At 72.5% G+C, this 16,702-nt stretch carries 15 protein-coding genes; 14 read left to right on the top strand and 1 reads right to left on the bottom strand.

The window, feature by feature from the left end; translation table 11 throughout:
• Window positions 1-620 precede the first annotated feature (620 nt).
• Window positions 621-1,559: a cation diffusion facilitator family transporter gene (locus AB0G32_RS11950; protein WP_361161688.1), complete on the bottom strand. Its 939-nt coding sequence runs from the start codon at window positions 1,557-1,559 to the stop codon at window positions 621-623.
• Window positions 1,560-2,005: 446 nt separating this feature from the next.
• Between AB0G32_RS11950 and AB0G32_RS11945 the strand changes: the two genes are divergently transcribed.
• The 14 genes from AB0G32_RS11945 to AB0G32_RS11880 all read left to right on the top strand — a co-directional run bounded on the left by AB0G32_RS11945 (window position 2,006) and on the right by AB0G32_RS11880 (window position 16,702).
• Window positions 2,006-3,808 (top strand): DUF5941 domain-containing protein, encoded by a 1,803-nt coding sequence (locus tag AB0G32_RS11945; RefSeq protein ID WP_361161686.1) that lies wholly within the window; start codon window positions 2,006-2,008, stop codon window positions 3,806-3,808.
• Window positions 3,805-4,560 carry a phosphocholine cytidylyltransferase family protein gene (locus AB0G32_RS11940; protein ID WP_361161684.1) on the top strand — a complete coding sequence of 252 codons (756 nt, stop codon included), beginning with the start codon at window positions 3,805-3,807 and terminating at the stop codon, window positions 4,558-4,560. Before AB0G32_RS11945 ends, AB0G32_RS11940 begins: the two co-directional genes overlap by 4 nt.
• Window positions 4,548-5,609: an iron-containing alcohol dehydrogenase family protein gene (locus tag AB0G32_RS11935; protein ID WP_361161682.1), complete on the top strand. Its 1,062-nt coding sequence runs from the start codon at window positions 4,548-4,550 to the stop codon at window positions 5,607-5,609. The genes AB0G32_RS11940 and AB0G32_RS11935 overlap by 13 nt, the downstream gene beginning before the upstream one ends.
• Window positions 5,587-6,366: a CDP-alcohol phosphatidyltransferase family protein gene (locus AB0G32_RS11930; protein WP_361161680.1), complete on the top strand. Its 780-nt coding sequence runs from the start codon at window positions 5,587-5,589 to the stop codon at window positions 6,364-6,366. The genes AB0G32_RS11935 and AB0G32_RS11930 overlap by 23 nt, the downstream gene beginning before the upstream one ends.
• Window positions 6,367-6,374: 8 nt before the next feature.
• On the top strand, window positions 6,375-7,247 hold the full coding sequence (locus tag AB0G32_RS11925) for a glycosyltransferase (protein WP_361161982.1): 873 nt from the start codon (window positions 6,375-6,377) through the stop codon (window positions 7,245-7,247).
• Window positions 7,248-7,340: 93 nt separating this feature from the next.
• Entirely contained in the window at window positions 7,341-8,276 is a 936-nt protein-coding gene (locus AB0G32_RS11920) for an ABC transporter permease (protein ID WP_361161678.1), read from the top strand.
• Window positions 8,269-9,057 (top strand): ABC transporter ATP-binding protein, encoded by a 789-nt coding sequence (locus AB0G32_RS11915; RefSeq protein ID WP_361161676.1) that lies wholly within the window; start codon window positions 8,269-8,271, stop codon window positions 9,055-9,057. The genes AB0G32_RS11920 and AB0G32_RS11915 overlap by 8 nt, the downstream gene beginning before the upstream one ends.
• 361 nt (window positions 9,058-9,418) lie before the next feature.
• A complete protein-coding gene (gene hpnC, locus AB0G32_RS11910) occupies window positions 9,419-10,321 on the top strand; it encodes a squalene synthase HpnC (RefSeq protein WP_361161674.1) in 903 nt (300 codons plus the stop codon).
• Window positions 10,318-11,265: a presqualene diphosphate synthase HpnD gene (gene hpnD / locus AB0G32_RS11905; RefSeq protein ID WP_361161672.1), complete on the top strand. Its 948-nt coding sequence runs from the start codon at window positions 10,318-10,320 to the stop codon at window positions 11,263-11,265. Before hpnC ends, hpnD begins: the two co-directional genes overlap by 4 nt.
• Window positions 11,265-11,378 carry a DUF6380 family protein gene (locus AB0G32_RS11900; RefSeq protein WP_361161670.1) on the top strand — a complete coding sequence of 38 codons (114 nt, stop codon included), beginning with the start codon at window positions 11,265-11,267 and terminating at the stop codon, window positions 11,376-11,378. Before hpnD ends, AB0G32_RS11900 begins: the two co-directional genes overlap by 1 nt.
• Window positions 11,375-12,793 carry a hydroxysqualene dehydroxylase HpnE gene (gene hpnE / locus AB0G32_RS11895; protein WP_361161668.1) on the top strand — a complete coding sequence of 473 codons (1,419 nt, stop codon included), beginning with the start codon at window positions 11,375-11,377 and terminating at the stop codon, window positions 12,791-12,793. The genes AB0G32_RS11900 and hpnE overlap by 4 nt, the downstream gene beginning before the upstream one ends.
• A gap of 65 nt (window positions 12,794-12,858) precedes the next feature.
• Window positions 12,859-13,923, top strand: coding sequence for a polyprenyl synthetase family protein (locus AB0G32_RS11890; protein WP_361161980.1), 1,065 nt, complete (start codon window positions 12,859-12,861; stop codon window positions 13,921-13,923).
• A 107-nt stretch (window positions 13,924-14,030) separates the two neighbouring features.
• Window positions 14,031-16,061 (top strand): squalene--hopene cyclase, encoded by a 2,031-nt coding sequence (shc, locus tag AB0G32_RS11885; protein ID WP_361161667.1) that lies wholly within the window; start codon window positions 14,031-14,033, stop codon window positions 16,059-16,061.
• A complete protein-coding gene (locus tag AB0G32_RS11880; protein WP_361161665.1) occupies window positions 16,061-16,702 on the top strand; it encodes a 1-hydroxy-2-methyl-2-butenyl 4-diphosphate reductase in 642 nt (213 codons plus the stop codon). The genes shc and AB0G32_RS11880 overlap by 1 nt, the downstream gene beginning before the upstream one ends.

Below are 16,702 nucleotides of genomic sequence, written 5' to 3'. Positions count from 1 at the left end.
AGGCCGGTGCCTTCTCCCTGGGGCCGTGCGCTATCCCGGGGTTCGCCCCTGCTTCCGGTGCTTGTGCCCGCTTCCGGGGTGGCGCCCCTTCCCGGGTGCTTGTGCCCGCTTCCGGGGCGGGGCCCCTTCCCGGGTGCCTGTGCCCACCTCCGGGGCGGGGCCCCTTCCCGGGGCCTGCGCCACTCCCGTAGCCCGTGTCCTCTCCCTGGGGCCTGAGCTGCTCCCGAGGTGGTCCGCCGGGGTCTGGGCCCGCTCCCGGGGCCGCGGCCCTCTCCGGGCTCTGGGCCCTCTCCGGGGCCTGCGCCGCTCCCGTAGCCCGCACCCCTTCCCAGGCCCTGCGCCGCTCCCGTAGCCCGCACCCCTTCCCACGCCCTACGCCGATCCCGTAGCCCGCGTCCTCACCCTGGGCCTGTGCCGCTCCCGACGTCTGCGCCTCCCCGCGCCCCGCGCCCAGCGCCCCGCGCCCCGGGACCCGCGCCCCGGGACCCGCGCCCCTCCCAGGACCCGCGCCCCTACCGAGGCCGTGCCTCTTCCCAGGGTCGGGCCCGCCTGCTCTCCCAGGGCCCGGGGGAGGCCAGGCCACGCTGCCGCCCCCGGGCCCCCGCCCCCCCCGGGGCTCCTCAATGGCACAGCCGAGCCTCATGCTCCGCGTGTCCGCCCGGCTCAAGCTGGAAGGTGCAGTGCTCCACGTCGAAGTGGTCGCCGAGGCAGCCCTGGAGTTCGTGCAGCATCTTCTCGTGGCCGATCGCGTTCAGCGCCTCCGAACCGACCACCACGTGCGCGGACAGTACCGGCAGCCCGGAAGTGATCGTCCACGCGTGCAGGTCGTGCACGTCCTCCACCCCGTCCAGCGCCAGCACGTGGGCCCGCACCTGGCCGATGTCGACATCCTTCGGCGCCGCCTCCAGCAGCACGTCCAGCGTCTCGCGCAGCAGCTTCACGGTCCGCGGCACGATCATCACGCCGATCACCAGCGACGCGATCGGGTCGGCGGCCTGCCACCCGGTGGAGACGATCACCAGCGCGGACACGATCACCGCGACCGACCCCAGCGCGTCCGCCACCACCTCCAGGAACGCGCCCCGCACGTTCAGGCTCTCGGCCTGCCCCCGCATCAGCAGCGACAGCGACACCGAGTTGGCCACCAGGCCGATCACACCGAAGACGACGGTCAGCCCGCCCGCGGTGCCGGCCGGGGTGACGAACCGCTGGACCGCCTCGTACAGGACGTAACCGCCCACCCCGAGCAGCAGCAGACAGTTGGCCAGCGCGGCAAGGATCTCGGCCCGGGCCAGCCCGAAGGTGCGCCGGTCGCTGGCCGGGCGCCCGGCGAAGTGCACGGCCAGCAGGGCCATGCCCAGGCCCACCGCGTCCGTCGCCATGTGCGCCGCGTCCGCGACCAGCGCGAGCGAGTCCGCCAGCACCCCGCCGACGATCTCCACGACCATGACGGTCAGCGTGATCGCCAGCGCCACCCGCAGCCTGCCCCGGTACGCCGCGGTCGCCGTGCCGCCGGCGGGTGCGCCGTGCGTGTGCCCGTGATCGTGCCCAGCCCCCATGAAAGCCGCCTCCCTGTGGTCCGGGAGCACAGTGAACTACGGGCCGACGGCATCCGGCAACGCGGCACTGAACACCGTTGTCATTGCCCCTGACCTGCGAAAACGTTGCGCAGGTCAGAGCGGTCGACGGGCGCTCGAAGGCTGACTGGAGGGGGTTCGCGCGCCCGCCCGGCCCGGCCCCCGCGTACCCCCGCACGCCCCCTTCATCCGGCCTCGGGGACCGGTCGACCAGGGGTGCGGTTTGTTAGCCGGGCCCCGTATCCCCGATGATGATCGCGGCAAAGGCGTGGGCACGCCGCGTCGACCGTCCGTGAAACGGCCGGTGAACGCGGCGTTCTGGTCATCCGATAACCTCTGCCGACATGCCGCCCGGGGGCTGTGGACACAGGCGCCCCCACCATGCACAGGCCCGGCGCACGGCGCCGGCACCCAGGGAGTGAGTTCGGTTGTCGACCGCCATCCTCACCGGTCAGCCGGTTCCCGGTTCGTCGATCGAGGGCGATCTGCGGGAGCTCGGCTTCGACGTGCGCCTCGCGGCCGACGCCGCCGACGCCGAGCGCAGTCTTGCCCAGGTGCCGAGCGGAGAACGGGTCGCCGTGGTCGACGCCCGCTTCGTCGGCCACCCGCACACCCTGCGCCTCGGCCTCACCGACCCCCGCTTCCCGCTGGCCGCCGTGCCGGGCGCCGTGACGGCCAAGCCGGACGGCCGCCAGGCCCTGACCCGCGCGATGGCCCGCCAGACGTCCGCGAGCGGCACCGGCGCGGCGGCCACTCTGGTCGACAGCCTCGCCGACCGCATCGTCAGCGCCCTCGACGCGGACGGCACCGAGGTGCACCGGCCCGAGCTGGGCAGCCTGGTCGCCGCCGTCCCCGCCGACCCGCAGGCCCGCAACGAGGCCCGGCAGGCGGTCGCCGCCGTCGACGACGAGGCGATCCGGCTGAAGTCGGCGGTGAAGGCCCGCGACGGCTTCTTCACCACCTTCTGCATCAGCCCGTACTCCCGCTACCTGGCCCGCTGGTGCGCGCGCCGCGGCCTGACCCCCAACCAGGTCACCACCGCCTCCCTGCTCACCGCCCTGATAGCGGCGGCCTGCGCGGCCACCGGCACCCGCGTCGGCTTCGTCGCCGCCGGCCTGCTGCTGCTCTTCTCCTTCGTACTGGACTGCACCGACGGCCAGCTCGCCCGCTACTCCCTCCAGTACTCCACCCTCGGCGCCTGGCTCGACGCCACCTTCGACCGCGCCAAGGAGTACGCCTACTACGCCGGCCTCGCCCTCGGCGCCGCCCGCGGCGGCGACGACGTCTGGGCCCTGGCGCTCGGCGCGATGGTCCTCCAGACCTGCCGCCACGTGGTCGACTTCTCCTTCAACGAGGCCAACCACGACGCCGACGCCAACACCAGCCCCACCGCCGCCCTCTCCGGCAAGCTCGACAGCGTCGGCTGGACGGTCTGGGTACGCCGCATGATCGTGCTGCCGATCGGCGAACGCTGGGCGATGATCGCGGTCCTCACCGCCGTCACGACCCCTCGTATCACCCTGATCGTCCTGCTGATCGGCTGCGCCTTCGCCGCCACGTACACCACGGCCGGCCGCGTCCTGCGCTCGCTGACCCGCCGCACCGACCGGGCCGCGACCGCGCTGGCCGACCTCGCCGACAGCGGACCACTCGCCGAGGCCCTGACCCGGGTGGTGCGCGGCCTGCCCGGCGGTACCGCGCCCGTGCTGGCCCTGATCGGCGGCGCCGCCGTCACCGCCACCGCCGCGCTGACCGGCTTCGGCGGCCCCTGGACCCTGGTCGCCGCCGCCGTGTACGCCGTGACCTCGGCCCTCGCCGTCGCCCGCCCCCTCAAGGGCGCCCTCGACTGGCTGGTCCCCCCCTTCTTCCGCGCCGCCGAGTACGGCACCGTCCTGCTGCTCGCGGCGAAGGCGGACGTGAACGGCGCCCTTCCGGCGGCTTTCGGGCTGGTGGCGGCGGTCGCCTACCATCACTACGACACGGTCTACCGCATCCGCGGCGGCGCGGGCGCGCCGCCGGACTGGCTGCGCCGGGCCGTCGGGGGACACGAGGGGCGCACGCTGCTGGTGGCCCTGCTGGCCGCGCTGCTCACCGCCGCACAGTTCACCGTCGCGCTCACGGTCGTCGCCGTGGCCGTGGCCCTGCTGGTGCTCCTCGAGAGCATCCGCTACTGGGTGTCCGCCCACCGGGCCGGCTCACCCGCCGTACACGATGAAGGAGAAACCGCATGATCGGCCTCGTGCTCGCGGCCGGCGCCGGACGGCGTCTGCGCCCCTACACCGACAGCCTGCCGAAGGCGCTGGTGCCGGTGGGGCCCGCGGGCATAGAAGGCGAACCAACGGTTCTCGACCTCACCCTCGGCAACTTCGCCGAGATCGGTCTGACCGAGGCCGCGGTCATCGTCGGCTACCGCAAGGAGGCCGTCTACGCGCGCAAGGCGGCCCTGGAGGCGAAGTACGGCCTCAAGCTCACCCTCATCGACAACGACAAGGCCGAGGAGTGGAACAACGCCTACTCCCTGTGGTGCGGCCGGGACGCCCTCAAGGACGGCGTGATCCTCGCCAACGGCGACACCGTGCACCCGGTCTCCGTCGAGCGGACGCTGCTCGCCGCCCGCGGCGACGGCAAGAAGATCATCCTCGCCCTGGACACCGTGAAGTCGCTGGCCGACGAGGAGATGAAGGTCGTCGTCGACCCTGCCAGGGGCGGCATGACGAAGATCACCAAGCTGATGGACCCGGCCGAGGCCACCGGCGAGTACATCGGCGTCACCCTCATCGAGGGCGACGCCGCACCCGAGCTGGCCGACGCGCTGAAGACGGTCTGGGAGACCGACCCCCAGCAGTTCTACGAGCACGGCTACCAGGAGCTGGTGAACCGCGGCTTCCGGATCGACGTGGCGCCGATCGGCGACGTCAAGTGGGTGGAGATCGACAACCACGACGATCTCGCCCGTGGACGGGAGATCGCATGCCAGTACTGACCCGGCTGATCCCCTCGCCGCTGGTCGTGGACATCCGCCCGGGTGCCCTCGACGACCTCGGCTGCGTCCTCGCCGACGAACGCATCTCGCACTCCGGCCGGCTCGCCGTCGCCGTCAGCGGCGGCTCCGGCGCCCGGCTGCGCGAGCGGGTCGCACCGAGTCTGCCCGGCGCCACCTGGTACGAGGTCGGCGGCGGCACCCTGGACGACGCGGTCCGGCTGGCCGGCGACATAAAGGCCGGCCACTACGACGCCGTCGTCGGACTCGGCGGCGGCAAGATCATCGACTGCGCCAAGTTCGCCGCGGCGCGGGTCGGCCTGCCGCTGGTCGCCGTGCCGACCAACCTCGCGCACGACGGCCTGTGCTCCCCGGTCGCCACCCTCGACAACGACGCGGGCCGCGGCTCCTACGGCGTCCCCAACCCGATCGCCGTCGTCATCGACCTCGACGTCATCCGCGAGGCCCCCGTGCGCTACGTACGGGCCGGCATCGGCGACGCCGTCTCCAACATCTCGGCGATCGCCGACTGGGAGCTGGCGAACCGGGTCAAGGGCGAGCGGATCGACGGGCTGGCCGCCGCGATGGCCCGCCAGGCCGGCGAGGCCGTACTGCGTCACCCCGGCGGCATCGGCGACAACGACTTCCTCCAGGTGCTGAGCGAGGCACTCGTGCTCAGCGGCATCGCCATGTCCGTCTCCGGCGACTCACGGCCGTCCTCCGGGGCCTGCCACGAGATCAACCACGCCTTCGACCTGCTCTTCCCCAAGCGCGCCGCCGCCCACGGCGAGCAGTGCGGCCTGGGCGCGGCCTTCGCGATGTATCTGCGCGGGGCGCACGAGCAGTCGGCGTACATGGCCGAGGTGCTGCGCCGGCACGGACTGCCGGTGCTGCCCCAGGAGATCGGCTTCACCACCGAGGAGTTCGTCCGCGCCGTGGAGTTCGCTCCCGAGACCCGGCCCGGGCGGTACACCATCCTCGAACACCTCGACCTGAAAACCGACCAGATCAAGGACGTCTACACCGACTATGTCAAGGCCATCGGTAGCTGAACTACGTCCGGTCGTCCACCCCGCAGGGGTCAAGGACCGGCGCAGCGGTGAGCACTGGATGGGACGCCTCTACATGCGTGAGGTGTCCCTGCGGGTCGACCGCTACCTGGTGAACACCAGGGTCACACCCAACCAGCTCACGTACCTGATGACCGTCTGCGGCGTGCTCGCCGCCCCGGCCCTGCTGGTGCCGGGCATCTGGGGCGCCGTGCTCGGCGTCGTCGCGGTCCAGCTCTATCTGCTGCTGGACTGCGTCGACGGCGAGGTCGCCCGCTGGAAGAAGCAGTACTCGCTCGGCGGCGTCTACCTGGACCGGGTCGGCGCCTACCTGACCGACGCCGCCGTGCTGGTCGGCCTCGGCCTGCGCGCCGCCGACCTGTTCGGCACCGGCCGGATCGACTGGCTGTGGGCCTTCCTCGGCACCCTGGCCGCGCTCGGCGCGATCCTGATCAAGGCCGAGACCGACCTGGTGGGCGTGGCCCGGCACCAGAACGGAATGCCGCCGGTCAAGGAGGCCGCCGCCGAGATGCGCTCCTCCGGCATGGCGCTGGCCCGCCGGGCCGCCGCCCTGCTCCGGTTCCACCGCCTCATCCTCGGCATCGAGGCGTCGCTGCTGATCCTGCTGCTGGCCATCGTGGACCACGTCCGCGGCGACCTGTTCTTCACCCGCCTCGGCACCGCCGTGCTGGCCGGCATCGCGCTGCTCCAGACCCTGCTGCACCTGGTGTCCGTGCTGGCCTCCAGCAGGCTGAAGTGAGCCGCCCGATGAAGGTCGGCGCCGTCATCATCACCATGGGCAACCGCCCCGAGGAACTGCGCGCCCTGATCGACTCGATCGCCAAGCAGGACGGCGAGCCGGTCCAGGTCGTGGTGGTCGGCAACGGCTCGCCGGTCCCCGACGTCCCCGCGGGCGTGCGCACCGTCGAGCTGCCCGAGAACCTCGGCATCCCCGGCGGCCGCAACGTCGGCATCGACGCGTTCGGCCCCGGCGGCCGGGACGTCGACGTGCTGCTGTTCCTGGACGACGACGGCCTGCTGGCCCGCACCGACACCGCCGAGCTGTGCCGCGAGGCGTTCGCCGGCGACCCGCGGCTCGGCATCGTCAGCTTCCGCATCGCCGACCCGGAGACCGGCGGGACCCAGCGCCGGCACGTCCCCCGGCTGCGCGCCGCCGACCCGATGCGCTCCTCCCGGGTCACCACCTTCCTCGGCGGCGCCAACGCGGTGCGCACCGCCGTCCTCCAGCAGGTCGGCGGGCTGCCGGACGAGTTCTTCTACGCGCACGAGGAGACCGACCTGGCCTGGCGGGCGCTGGACGCGGGCTGGATGATCGACTACCGGTCCGACATGGTGCTGTACCACCCCACGACCGCCCCCTCGCGGCACGCGGTCTACCACCGCATGGTCGCCCGCAACCGGGTCTGGCTGGCCCGCCGCAACCTGCCCGCCCTCCTGGTCCCGGTCTACCTCGGCGTCTGGCTGCTGCTCACGCTCGCCCGCCGCCCCTCGCGCCCCGCGCTGAAGGCGTGGTTCGGCGGCTTCCGGGAGGGCTGGAGCACCCCGTGCGGTCCCCGCCGGCCCATGAAGTGGCGTACGGTGTGGCGGCTGACCCGGCTGGGCCGGCCCCCCGTCATCTGAGAAGCTCGTACCCCGGCGCGTCCGGCGGCCCCGAGCCGCAGGACGCGCCAGGCCGGTACCGGCCGCGCATCCCGAAGACGAAGGTTTCCACCAGTGAGTGAGACAACGCACGACGGCACGGTCGCCATGACCAAGCCCGTGTCACCCGACGAGGGCCTGGCGGCGGCACGGCTCGCCGAGAAGTACGGCCTCACCGTGAGCGGCGCCCGGCCCTCCCTCGTCGAGTACGTCCGCCAGCTCTGGGACCGGCGGCACTTCATCCTCGCCTTCTCCCGGGCCAAGCTGACCGCTCAGTACAGCCAGGCCAAACTGGGCCAGCTCTGGCAGGTGGCCACCCCGCTGCTGAACGCGGCCGTCTACTTCTTCATCTTCGGTCTGCTGCTCGGCGCCCGCCGCGGCATCCCGCACGACATCTATGTGCCGTTCCTGGTCACCGGCGTGTTCGTGTTCACCTTCACCCAGTCCTCGGTGCTGGCCGGCGTCCGCGCCATCTCCGGCAACCTGGGCCTGGTCCGGGCGCTGCACTTCCCCCGCGCCTCGCTGCCCGTCTCCTTCGCGCTCCAGCAGCTCCAGCAACTGCTGTACTCGATGATCGTGCTGGTCATCGTCATGATCGGGTTCGGCAGCTACCCGAGCCTCGGCTGGCTGCTGGTACCGCCCGCGCTGCTGCTCCAGTTCGTCTTCAACACCGGCCTCGCGCTGATCTTCGCCCGCGCGGGCAGCAAGACCCCCGACCTGGCCCAGCTGATGCCGTTCGTGATGCGCACCTGGATGTACGCGTCCGGGGTGATGTTCTCCATCCCGGCGATGCTCGCCGACAAGGACGTGCCGGGCTGGCTCACCGACGTCCTGCAGTGGAACCCGGCCGCCATCTACATGGACCTGATCCGCTTCGCGCTGATCGACGGCTACGGCTCCTCCTACCTGCCGCCGCACGTGTGGGCCTTCGCCCTGGGCTGGGCGGTGCTGGCCGGGGCGGTCGGCTTCGTCTACTTCTGGAAGGCCGAGGAGAGGTACGGCCGTGGCTGAGGCGACCCGGGGCGCGCCGGTGCCCACCGTCATCGCCGACGACCTGCACATCGTCTACCGCGTCAACGGCACGAGGGCCGGCAAGGGCGGTGCGACCGCCGCCCTCAGCCGGATGCTCAGGCGCGGTTCCGACGACGCGGAGCGCGGCGTGCGCAAGGTGCACGCCGTACGGGGTGTCTCCTTCACCGCCTACCGGGGCGAGGCGATCGGCCTGATCGGCTCCAACGGCTCCGGCAAGTCCACCCTGCTGCGGGCCATCGCCGGCCTGCTCCCCGCCGAGCAGGGCAAGGTCTACACCGACGGCCAGCCCTCGCTGCTCGGTGTGAACGCCGCCCTGATGAACGACCTGACCGGCGAGCGCAACGTGATCCTCGGCGGCCTCGCGATGGGCATGACCCGCGAGCAGATCAAGGAGCGCTACCAGGACATCGTCGACTTCTCCGGCATCAACGAGAAGGGCGACTTCATCACCCTGCCGATGCGCACCTACTCCTCCGGCATGGCGGCCCGGCTGCGGTTCTCCATTGCCGCCGCCAAGGACCACGACGTCCTGATGATCGACGAGGCGCTGGCCACCGGCGACCGCAAGTTCCAAAAGCGCTCCGAGGCCCGCATCCGCGAGCTGCGCAAGGAAGCCGGCACGGTGTTCCTGGTCAGTCACAACAACAAGTCCATCCGTGACACCTGCAACCGCGTGCTGTGGCTGGAACGCGGCGAACTGCGCATGGACGGCCCGACGGACGAGGTGCTCAAGGAGTACGAGAAGTTCGTCGGCAAGTAACCGTACGGCCCCCGGAACCCCGCCGGAACTGTTCCGGCGGGGTCTCGCGTCTGCAAAGGAAACGTCAACTCCGGGCAGTCCAAGGAATCTTGGAATCAATCGGTGTGTTGTTGTGATGTACGTACGCCCCCCGCGTAGCTCGATGAGTTGTACAACGTAAGCTGTACCGGTCCCGAAACGCGGCACATGGGGCGATAATGCCCGACACCCTCAGCCAGGGCTGCCGCACGGGCGGCCAGGCGGCGTGTCCGAAATAGTGTGTATTGGGTCCGCAGTGTAGAACGGGAGATGTGACGGCAATGGCTACGGAAACTCCCCAGCGCCGGGAGGCGTGCGCCGTCCCCGCCCCGGGCGGCCGGCGGTGACGGCCACCAGAGCGGCACCGGCCGTGGACCCGGAGCGCGGCACCCTCGACAAGGCCGCGGACGAGAACTTCCCGGTGGCCCCCTTCTTCCTGCCCCGCGCCTGGCGCGCCGACCTCATGGCCGTCTACGGCTTCGCCCGTCTGGTCGACGACATCGGCGACGGCGACCTGGCCCCCGGCGGCGCCGACGCCCGTCTGCTCGGCGTCCCGCCCGAGCGGGCCGACGACCGGCTGGCCCTGCTGGACGCCTACGAGGCCGACCTGCGCCGGGTCTTCGACGCCACCCCGCGCCACCCGATCCTGGGCCGCCTCCAGCCGACCGTGCGCCGCCGCTCGCTCGGCCCCGAGCCCTTCCTCGGCCTGATCGCCGCCAACCGCCAGGACCAGCTGGTCTCCCGCTACGAGACCTACGACGACCTGCTCGCCTACTGCGAGCTGTCGGCCAACCCGGTCGGCCGGCTGGTCCTCGGCGTCACCGGCACCTCGACGCCCGAGCGGATCCGCCGCTCCGACGCGATCTGCACGGCCCTGCAGATCGTCGAGCACCTCCAGGACGTCGCCGAGGACCTGGCCCGGGATCGGGTCTACCTGCCCGCCGAGGACATGAAACGCTTCCACGTGCGGGAAGCCGATCTGGCCGCGAAATCCGCTGGCGCATCGGTGCGCGCGCTGATTGCCTACGAAGCGCAACGCGCCCGCGACCTCCTGGATGAAGGCGCCCCTCTCGTGGGTAGCGTCCACGGCAGGCTCAGACTGCTGCTCGCGGGGTTCGTGGCGGGAGGAAGGGCGGCGATCCGGGCGATCGCCGCCGCCGAATACGACGTACTTCCCGGCCCGCCCAAGCCCGGCAAGGTCCAGTTGCTGCGCGAGGCGGGCGTGACTCTGCGAGGAGAGGGGTGATCCGGACGGTGGAGTCAGCACCCGCGTCCGCACCGGTACTCGCCGCCTACAGCTACTGCGAGGCCGTCACCGGACAGCAGGCCCGTAACTTCGCGTACGGCATCAGACTGCTGCCCACGCCCAAGCGCCGGGCGATGTCGGCGCTGTACGCGTTCTCCCGGCGCGTCGACGACATCGGCGACGGCGTGCTGCCCGCCGACATCAAGGTCAGCAGGCTCGACGACACCCGGACGCTGCTCACCCGGATCCGCGAGGGCGCGGTCGACGAGGACCACACCGACCCGGTCGCGGTCGCCCTCGCGCACGCCGCCCGGCGGTTCCCGATCCCGCTCGGCGGCCTCGACGAACTCATCGACGGCGTCCAGATGGACCTGCGCGGCGAGACCTACGAGACCTGGGACGACCTGAAGGTCTACTGCCGCTGCGTGGCCGGCGCCATCGGGCGGCTCTCGCTCGGCGTCTTCGGCACCGAACCGGGCGCGCGCGGTGCCGAGCGCGCCCCCGAGTACGCCGACACGCTCGGGCTCGCCCTCCAGCTCACCAACATCCTCCGGGACGTCCGGGAGGACGCCGAGGACGGGCGGACCTATCTGCCCGCCGACGACCTCGCCAAGTTCGGCTGCTCGGCCGGGTTCAAGGGGCCGAAACCGCCGGAGGGCTCCGACTTCGCGGGTCTCGTGCACTTCGAGGTGCGCCGGGCCCGCGCCCTTTTCGCCGAGGGCTACCGGCTGCTCCCCATGCTCGACCGGCGCAGCGGCGCCTGCGTCGCCGCCATGGCCGGCATCTACCGCCGGCTGCTCGACCGCATCGAGCGCGACCCCGAGGCCGTGCTGCGCGGCCGGGTCTCGCTGCCCGGCCGGGAGAAGGCGTACGTCGCCGTCCGCGGCCTGTCCGGACTGGACGCCCGGCATGTCACCCGCCGGACCGTCAGGAGGCGGGTCTGATGGACAAAACGGTCCAAGGTGATGAGGGTGGCGAAAAACGGCGGGCAACCCTCCGGTGTTCTCCCGCGTCCCTGACTCAAACGGCAGGCCGGACGGGGGAGGGCGCACGATGACCCACGGCGACGACGCACCGAACGGGCCCAGGGGGCACACCGTCGTGGTCGGCGGCGGGCTCGCCGGCGTCACCGCCGCGCTCACGCTCGCCGACGCCGGCGTCCGCGTCACCCTGGTCGAGGGCAGGCCGCGGCTGGGCGGGCTCGCCTTCTCCTTCCGGCGCGGCGGCCTCACCGTCGACAACGGCCAGCACGTCTATCTGCGCTGCTGCACCGCCTACCGCTGGTTCCTCGACCGTATCGAGGGATCGGCGCTGGCACCGATGCAGGAACGTCTCGACGTGCCCGTCGTCGACGTGACCAGACCCGAGGGACGGCGGCTCGGCAGAATCCGCCGCGACCCGCTGCCGGTGCCCCTGCACCTGGCGCGCAGCCTCGCCACGTATCCGCATCTGTCGCTGGCCGACCGGGCCGGAGCGGTCCGCGCGGCGCTCGCGCTGGGCGGACTCGACCTCGCCGATCCGACCCTGGACACCCAGGACTTCGGCAGCTGGCTGGCCGCGCACGGCCAGTCACCGCGTGCCGTCGAGGCCCTGTGGGACCTGGTCGGGGTCGCCACCCTGAACGCGGTCGCGGGCGACTGCTCGCTGGGGCTCGCCGCGATGGTGTTCAAGACCGGTCTGCTGTCCGACCCGGGCGCGGCCGACATCGGGTGGGCCCGAGTGCCGCTGGGCGAACTGCACGACCGGCTGGCCCGCAAGGCGCTCGACTCCGCGGGCGTCCGTACCGAGGTCCGTACACGCGTCACCTCCGTCTCCACCAACGAGAACGGACGGTGGAGCGTTCAGGTTCCCGGCGAGACGCTCGAAGCCGACGCGGTCGTGCTGGCCGTACCGCAGCGCGAGACGCACGCCCTGCTGCCGGACGGCGCCCTCGACGATCCCGGCCGGCTGCTGGAGATCGGCACCGCGCCGATCCTCAACGTCCACGTCGTCTATGACCGCAAGGTGCTGAACACGCCGTTCCTCACCGCCCTCGGCTCCCCGCTGCAGTGGGTGTTCGACCGCACCGACGCCGCCGGCCTGACCGAGGGCCAGTATCTGGCGGTGTCCCAGTCGGCGGCGCAGGACGAGATCGACGCACCCGTGGCGGTGCTGCGCGAGCGGTACCTGCCCGAGCTGGAACGGCTGCTGCCGCGCGCCCGGGGCGCCGGGGTGGAGGACTTCTTCGTGACCCGGGAGCGCACCGCGACGTTCGCCCCCGCCCCGGGCGTCGGACGGCTCAGGCCCGGCGCCCGCACCAAGGCACCCGGCCTGTACCTGGCCGGAGCGTGGACCGCCACCGGGTGGCCCGCGACCATGGAGAGTGCGGTCCGCAGCGGTGTCGGCGCGGCGGGCGCCGCGCTCGGCGCCCTGGGCCGGTCCCGCGACGTCCTGCCCGACTTCTTCGAGGACACCTTCGAGGAGGCGGCATGAGGACCGAGTCGCGCGGCGCCGACCGCACCCCCGGTACCGCAACTGGAGGAGAGACTGTGCCCACTGTGCCCCCGGCCGAGAAGGCCGACCGACGGACCACGGTGGACGTGACCGCGCTCCTGGAGCGCGGCCGGACCCTGGCCACGCCGGTGCTGCGGGCGGCCGTCGACCGGCTGGCGCCTCCCATGGACACCGTCGCCGCCTACCACTTCGGCTGGATCGACGCCGCGGGCAAGCCGGCCGACGGCGACGGCGGCAAGGCCGTCCGCCCCGCGCTGGCCGTGCTCTCCGCCGAGGTCACCGGAGCGGCCCCGCGCACCGGTGTGCCCGGCGCGGTCGCCGTCGAACTGGTCCACAACTTCTCGCTGCTGCACGACGACCTGATGGACGGCGACGAACAGCGCCGGCACCGCGACACGGTCTGGAAGGTGCACGGCCCCGCCCAGGCCATCCTGGTCGGTGACGCCCTGTTCGCCCTGGCCAACGAGGTGCTGCTGGAACTCGGCACGGTCGAGGCGGGCCGCGCCACCCGCCGGCTGACCGCCGCCAGCCGCGCCCTGATCGACGGTCAGGCGCAGGACATCTCCTACGAGCACCGCGACCGGGTCAGCGTCGCGGAGTGCCTGGAGATGGAGGGCAACAAGACCGGCGCCCTGCTGGCCTGCGCCTCCTCCATCGGCGCCGTGCTCGGCGGCGCCGACGAGCGGACCGCCGACACCCTGGAGAAGTACGGCTATCACCTGGGCCTCGCCTTCCAGGCGGTGGACGACCTGCTCGGCATCTGGGGCGACCCGGAGGCCACCGGCAAGCAGACCTGGAGCGACCTGCGCCAGCGCAAGAAGTCCCTCCCGGTGGTCGCCGCGCTCGCGGCCGGCGGCCCCGCCTCCCGGCGGCTCGGCGAACTGCTCGCCGACGACGCCAAGAGCACCGACTTCGCGAACTTCTCCGAGGAGGAGTTCGCGGCCCGCGCCGCCCTCATCGAGGAGGCGGGCGGGCGCGAGTGGACCGCCGAAGAGGCGCGCCGCCAGCACACCATCGCCATCGAAGCCCTCGACGCCGTCGACATGCCCGTGGAGGTACGGGACCGGTTCGCGGCGCTCGCCGACTTCGTCGTCGTACGAAAGAGATGATCAGTATCGGTCGATTAGTCCTCGCGTAGTCGCCGGCCGGTGCCCGCGCACCGGCCGACGGCGGACCCGCAGCAGACAGCAGACGCACACTGCACGAAGGGGAAGCCATGACAGCGACGACCGACGGAAGCACCGGGGCGACTTCGCCGACCCGGGCAGCCGCGGCCAGCACCACCGACAACCGAATCCCCGAGGCGGCCGGGGTACCAGAAGCCGCCGCACGCGCCACCCGGCGCGCCACCGACTTCCTGCTCCGCACGCAGGACGCCGAGGGCTGGTGGAAGGGCGACCTCGAGACCAACGTCACGATGGACGCCGAAGACCTCCTCCTGCGCCAGTTCCTCGGCATCCTCGACGAGGACACCACCCGCGCCGCCGCCCTGTTCATCCGCGGCGAGCAGCGCGAGGACGGCACCTGGGCCTCCTTCTACGGCGGCCCCGGCGAACTGTCCACCACCATCGAGGCGTACGTCGCCCTCCGGCTGGCCGGCGACGCGCCGGACGCCCCGCACATGGCGCGGGCCGCCGAGTGGATCCGCGGCCGCGGCGGCATCGCCGCCTCCCGGGTCTTCACCCGCATCTGGCTGGCCCTGTTCGGCTGGTGGAAGTGGGAGGACCTGCCCGAACTCCCGCCGGAACTCATCTGGTTCCCCACCTGGATGCCGCTGAACATCTACGACTTCGGGTGCTGGGCCCGGCAGACCGTGGTGCCGCTGACCATCGTGTCGGCCAAGCGCCCGGTGCGCCCCGCGCCGTTCCCGCTGGACGAACTGCACACCGACCCGGCCGACCCCAACCCGCACCGGGCCTTCGCCCCGGCCGTCACCTGGGACGGCGCCTTCCAGCGCCTCGACAAGGCGCTGCACGCCTTCCGCAAGGTCGCCCCGCGCAGAATGCGCCGCGCGGCGATGAACGCCGCGGCCCGCTGGATCATCGAGCGGCAGGAGAACGACGGCTGCTGGGGCGGCATCCAGCCGCCGGCCGTCTACTCGGTCATCGCGCTGTACCTGCTGGGCTACGACCTCGAACACCCCGTGATGCGGGCGGGCCTCGAGTCGCTGGACAAGTTCGCGGTGTGGCGCGAGGACGGCGCCCGGATGATCGAGGCCTGCCAGTCGCCGGTCTGGGACACCTGCCTGGCCACCATCGCGCTCGCCGACGCCGGGCTGCCCGCCGACCATCCGCAACTGGTCAAGGCCGCGGACTGGATGCTCGGCGAGCAGATCGTGCGGCCCGGCGACTGGTCGGTGAAGCGGCCCGGACTGCCGCCCGGCGGCTGGGCGTTCGAGTTCCACAACGACAACTACCCCGACATCGACGACACCGCCGAGGTGGTGCTCGCGCTGCGCCGGGTCAAGCACCACGACCCGGAGCGGGTGGAGCGGGCGATCGGCCGCGGGGTGCGCTGGAACCTCGGCATGCAGTCGAAGAACGGCGCCTGGGGCGCCTTCGACGTCGACAACACCAGCCCGTTCCCCAACCGGCTGCCGTTCTGCGACTTCGGCGAGGTCATCGACCCGCCGTCGGCCGACGTCACCGCGCACGTGGTGGAGATGCTGGCCGCCGAGGGCCTCACCCATGACCCGCGCACCCGGCGCGGCATCGAGTGGCTGCTCGCGGAACAGGAGGCGGACGGCTCCTGGTTCGGCCGCTGGGGTGTCAACTACGTCTACGGCACCGGGTCCGTCATCCCCGCCCTGGTCGCGGCCGGCCTGCCCACCGCGCACCCGGCCATCCGCCGCGCGGTGAGCTGGCTGGAGTCCGTGCAGAACGAGGACGGCGGCTGGGGCGAGGACCTGCGCTCCTACCGGTACGTCCGGGAGTGGAGCGGCCGGGGCGCCTCGACCGCCTCGCAGACCGGCTGGGCACTGATGGCCCTGCTGGCGGCGGGGGAGAAGAACTCCAAGGCCGTCGAGCGCGGCGTGCGGTGGCTCGCCGACACCCAGCGCGAGGACGGCTCCTGGGACGAGCCGTACTTCACCGGCACCGGCTTCCCCTGGGACTTCTCCATCAACTACCACCTGTACCGCCAGGTCTTCCCGCTCACCGCGCTCGGCCGGTACGTGCACGGCGAACCCGCCGTCACCCGGCCGAAGACCGGCGGCGGTGCGCGCCTCGCCGAGGCGAAGGCGCACTGATGAGCACCAGGCCGGTCCCCGCACCGCTGCTGGTCGCCTGTGCGCTCGGCATCGAGCACCTCGCCCTGCGCGCGGGCCGGCGCGGCGGCGCCGACGGGCCGGTCACCGTGGTACGGACCGGCATGGGACCCAAGGCGGCCGAACGCTCGGTCACCCGGGTGCTGGCCGACCCGGCGCTGGCCGACGCCGCCGTGCTGGCCACCGGCTTCTGCGCGGGGCTCGCCCCGGGCATGCACCCCGGTGACCTGGTGGTCGCCGAGGAGACCCGGGACCCGCGCGCCACGGTCCACTGCGTGGGGACCGAACTGCTGGTCAAGGCGCTGGTGCGGGCGGTCCCCGGACGCACCGTGCACACCGGTCCGCTGACCGGCTCCGACCATGTGGTGCGCGGCCCGGAACGCGCCGAGCTGCGGGCGACCGGCGCGATCGCGGTCGACATGGAGTCCGCGGCCACGCTTCTGAGCGCCGTCCGTACGGTCGCGCGCCCGGTTGCGGCCGTACGGGTGGTCGTGGACGCTCCAGAACATGAACTCGTCCGGATCGGCACGGTGCGCGGTGGAATATCGGCTTTCCGCGTTCTTCGATCCGTTCTTCCTGCTTTCTATGAATGGCACCGTTCTTTGCTGCTCCCCCGGAGGTGA

The sequence above is a fragment of the Streptomyces sp. NPDC023723 genome (genome assembly GCF_040639815.1).
Lineage (GTDB): Bacteria > Actinomycetota > Actinomycetes > Streptomycetales > Streptomycetaceae > Streptomyces.
The sequence above is the reverse complement of the archived record's forward strand: the minus strand, read 5'-3'. Positions and strand labels throughout refer to the sequence as shown.

Excerpts from the sequence above, each read along its gene's own strand:
- AB0G32_RS11950 (WP_361161688.1), bottom strand. The coding sequence starts at position 1,559 with ATGGGGGCTGGGCACGATCACGGGCACACGCACGGCGCACCCGCCGGC.
- AB0G32_RS11940 (WP_361161684.1), top strand. The coding sequence starts at position 3,805 with ATGATCGGCCTCGTGCTCGCGGCCGGCGCCGGACGGCGTCTGCGCCCC.
- AB0G32_RS11935 (WP_361161682.1), top strand. The coding sequence starts at position 4,548 with ATGCCAGTACTGACCCGGCTGATCCCCTCGCCGCTGGTCGTGGACATC.
- AB0G32_RS11930 (WP_361161680.1), top strand. The coding sequence starts at position 5,587 with ATGTCAAGGCCATCGGTAGCTGAACTACGTCCGGTCGTCCACCCCGCA.
- AB0G32_RS11925 (WP_361161982.1), top strand. The coding sequence starts at position 6,375 with ATGAAGGTCGGCGCCGTCATCATCACCATGGGCAACCGCCCCGAGGAA.
- AB0G32_RS11900 (WP_361161670.1), top strand. The coding sequence starts at position 11,265 with ATGGACAAAACGGTCCAAGGTGATGAGGGTGGCGAAAAACGGCGGGCA.
- hpnE (WP_361161668.1), top strand. The coding sequence starts at position 11,375 with ATGACCCACGGCGACGACGCACCGAACGGGCCCAGGGGGCACACCGTC.
- shc (WP_361161667.1), top strand. The coding sequence starts at position 14,031 with ATGACAGCGACGACCGACGGAAGCACCGGGGCGACTTCGCCGACCCGG.
- AB0G32_RS11880 (WP_361161665.1), top strand. The coding sequence starts at position 16,061 with ATGAGCACCAGGCCGGTCCCCGCACCGCTGCTGGTCGCCTGTGCGCTC.